We start from the raw sequence: 695 nt of genomic DNA on the forward strand, positions 1-695 counted from the left end.
TTGGCATGAACGCGATCACGGGCGATGTGGCGCGCTCGCCTGAATATGAGGGATCAGGTGCGCAGTCCTTCATGCTTCTGCACATCCTGGACCTTGCTGACCGCACGCGACGAGGAGGCGGATTCGGATGGGTGCAGGCGAGCGTTTGGGCCATCGAGGAGCCGGAGAGCTTCCTGCATGCTGGTCTGCGTGCGCAGTTCTCGTCAGATGTTGCGAACTACGCCGCTGAAGAGCGGCGCCAGGTCTTCGTAACAACGCATCAGGACGAGTTCATGCGAGTCTCTGACGAGGTTTGGACGGCTCGGAAGAACTCGAACGGAACTTTGCTGGCCCGTGCCACCGCACGGGACGCGATCGCGGAGGCAACGCAGCGCGAGATCACCACCTTCCGGCACCCACTGTTCACGAGCACCGACCTGCCGATGGTGGTGGTGGAAGGAAAGTTTGACGCCGTCCACCTCCGAGCTGCGCTCAAGGCACTGGACCTGCGGCCCCGGTGGCGGCTGGTGGCACCACAGGCCGCGTTCGGGCAAGAGGTCAGTGGCGACTCGATCTACGGCTTCTTGAACTTCAACCGTGCTGTAATCGCATCCCGGCCTGAGAGTTCGCCGGTCATCGTGTTGAGGGACTGGGAGACGGCAGACGTCTCCAAGTACATGAAGGCCCTTCAAGTTCATCCGTACTCGTCGGCGATC

At 61.9% G+C, this 695-nt stretch carries 1 protein-coding gene; it reads left to right on the forward strand.

The window, feature by feature from the left end; translation table 11 throughout:
- Positions 1-5: 5 nt before the first annotated feature.
- The coding region (locus Q0L15_RS23080; protein WP_296607196.1) for an AAA family ATPase at positions 6-695 on the forward strand (690 nt) is incomplete at its 3' end.

Origin of the sequence: Nocardioides sp. (genome assembly GCF_024509035.1) — a bacterium.
Lineage (GTDB): Bacteria > Actinomycetota > Actinomycetes > Propionibacteriales > Nocardioidaceae > Nocardioides.